The sequence below is a fragment of the Vibrio sp. 10N.286.46.A8 genome, from assembly GCF_041470165.1.
Taxonomy (GTDB): domain Bacteria; phylum Pseudomonadota; class Gammaproteobacteria; order Enterobacterales; family Vibrionaceae; genus Vibrio; species Vibrio tasmaniensis_A.
In genome coordinates this window covers 1-2,743 of sequence record NZ_JBFRLX010000253.1, presented here as the reverse complement: position 1 = coordinate 2,743, position 2,743 = coordinate 1, and the positions used below count along the sequence as shown (strand labels likewise).

At 43.1% G+C, this 2,743-nt stretch carries 2 protein-coding genes; both read right to left on the bottom strand.

The features are described 5' to 3' along the window. The coding region (locus AB4232_RS20680; RefSeq protein WP_372087903.1) for an AsmA family protein at positions 1-1,666 on the bottom strand (1,666 nt) is incomplete at its 3' end. A gap of 106 nt (positions 1,667-1,772) precedes the next feature. After that, positions 1,773-2,414, bottom strand: coding sequence for a uridine kinase (gene udk, locus AB4232_RS20675; protein WP_004734002.1), 642 nt, complete (start codon positions 2,412-2,414; stop codon positions 1,773-1,775). Positions 2,415-2,743: the final 329 nt, after the last annotated feature.

Below are 2,743 nucleotides of genomic sequence, written 5' to 3'. Positions count from 1 at the left end.
CACCATCTTCAAAGTTAATCGCAATAGTACCTACCAAGTTCTTCTTGATTCCTGTTGGCGTCAAGCTCTTACCTTTAACGTTAACATCGATATTACCGGTACCTTCCAGCGTATCGTTGTTCGCTACGTCAACCAGTAACGGTTGTACTTTTACGCCTTTAATCTTTTTCTTAGCCGTGTAAGTCGCAGGCGTCTTGCGTGCATCTAATCGTGCTGTTGCCGAGATAGAGCCTTGGTAAAGATTCGAGGTAAACGATGTCAGATCTGCGATACCACGGTTAACTGAGAACGCAGTTTTCACGTTCTGCATTTTTGCGTTGTTCGCCTTGAACTTATCGATTGTGATATTACCTTTCACATCGAGCGTTTTCAGAGCTGACAGATCAGGTTCTACTTCTTTCGCAGGAGCCGAGTTATCTGAACTTGACGTCGAAGAAGCTGTAGTATTTGAAGTTGAGCCACCAGCAGAATCAGAAGGCGCAGCGCTCGCTGTTTCTTCTGTATTACCTAGGCCTAAGAACTCATCTAAATCGATGTTCGGGCTATGAAGAGAAAAACGAACCTTTGGTATTTCAGATAAAGTGATGTCCGCTTTACCGTCTAGTGCGATAGCGTTAGCTTGCAGCTTCTCTAGCACAAAGCTCAAGTGACTCTTCGTTAGATCAAAGCTTAAGTCAGACAGCATATCCACTTTCATTGGTGATTGAGGAAGCGTTTCACCTTTGAATGTTGAGTCTAATGTTAACTTGTTCAGTGTAACTTTTGAGATCGCGCTATCGACAGTTAAGTCACCGCCACCTTTAAGATCAAGGTCAAGACCAGCAGCATTACCAATCACCGCATAAGTCAGTTGGTTAACCTTATCGAACTCAAACGTATTTAAGCCAATCTTCGCTGACTCGATCGACGTTGCTGGATCATTGAACTTCGCATTAAGGTCAATATTTCGTAATGCGTAGCTTGCAAAGCCTTCCGCTAATTTGAATTCAGCACTGCCATTTGCAGAGAACTTCTGTTGGTTGTTTTCACCAGAAGCCGCAAATGTCGCGGTCGTCCATGTATCAACGGCAAACTCAGAAAGACTCAAAGACACATCGTATAGCTTAGTGAATGAACCTGCTTGCTTGTCGTCCATCTCAAACAATGCGTTTGAGACTGTTACACCTGCAAGATTGATCGTCCAGCCAGATGTGTCTGTAGAAGTTTGCTCTTGAGGTGCCGGTGTTGCTTCAGAACTTGTATCCGCTGCAGGTTCAGACTCCTTAGGAGCAGACACTTGTGTGAGCGCATCGATGTTCTTGCGACCATCTTTAAGCGTTTCTAAATAAAATTCTGCACCATCTAGAGTGATATTGCCGATCTCTAGTTGATTGCTCAATAGCGGAGTAACCGAAACATCAACGCCAACCGTATCAACCTTAAACAGGTTTGGTTGAGTGAACCCTTCAGGGTTACGTAATTCAGTTTGACCAAGTTCGAAGCCAATAGATGGGAAGAATTGCCAACTGATATCACCCTCGATCACGAGCTCTAGGCCTGTGTGTTTTTGGGCTTGTTCGACAATTAATGGCTTAAATTGGTTGGGATTCACTAACAGCACTAGTGCCAGAATTGCTGCAACGACAACAAACACTGGTACAGCTATGAAAATGAGTAGTTTCTTCATCCGCATATTCCTTGCTTAGATTCCAAAAGAAAGTGGCACTATAAAAGTGCCACTGATTCGGTAAAAAATAAAGCTAAGTGAGTCACTTAGGCAAAATTTTATTCGATTAAGACTTCAACAACTTCGCAATATGCGCTTTTAGCACATCAATCGCAATACGGTTTTTACCACCACGAGGAACGATGATGTCTGCATGTTGTTTTGAAGGCTCGATAAACTGCATGAACATCGGGCGTACTGTTTCTTGGTATTGTTTAAGTACCGTATCCATTGTTCGACCACGCTCTTCTACATCACGCTTAACACGACGTAGTAGACAGATGTCCAACGGTGTATCCATAAATACGCTTGCGTGCATTAGTTTACGAAGACGCGGGTCTGTCAGAAGCAGAATACCTTCTAAAATGATCACTTTCTTAGGAGTAAGTGTAGTCGTTTCAGAAGTGCGTGTGTGCTCTGTGTAGCTGTATTCTGGAACTTCTACGGCATTGCCACTCATTAGCTGCTGTAGATGTTCGCATAAAAGGTCATGATCTAGTGCATTTGGGTGGTCGTAGTTAGTTTTAACTCGCTCTTCCATACTCAAGTGACTTTGGTCGCTGTAATAGCAATCTTCCGTGATAACACCAATTTGATGGTCGCCTACTTTTTCGCGCAGCTCATTATAAATCGTACTCGCGATCAGGCTTTTTCCTGAAGCTGAAGCGCCAGCGATACCTACGATGACACATTGATTATTATCAGACATTAATTTGCACCCGATATGGTTTGGTGGTGGGAAGAGATAAACCGCCTGATTATAGGGGCTAAAGCATATAGATTCTAGTCGCGATGTTAGCTAATTGCAGTCAAATTGATGATCTCAATACATTTACTTAAAACAATCGTTTGCTTTCAAATAACTTAAATACAACTATATGCACAACCCCTATGGCTATCCACCTAATCCAACCGTTGTTTATCTCACCCAAACATGATTTACACACCTTTGTGATCAGCCATTGCTATTCAACCATCGAGAAGTTAATCGCCTCTGGTCTCGCCTTACCAGTCCAGAACATCTTCGCAGCCACGTTC

Bases quoted from the DNA above. Each gene is read 5' to 3' on its own strand.
- udk (WP_004734002.1), bottom strand. From the start codon at position 2,414: ATGTCTGATAATAATCAATGTGTCATCGTAGGTATCGCTGGCGCTTCA.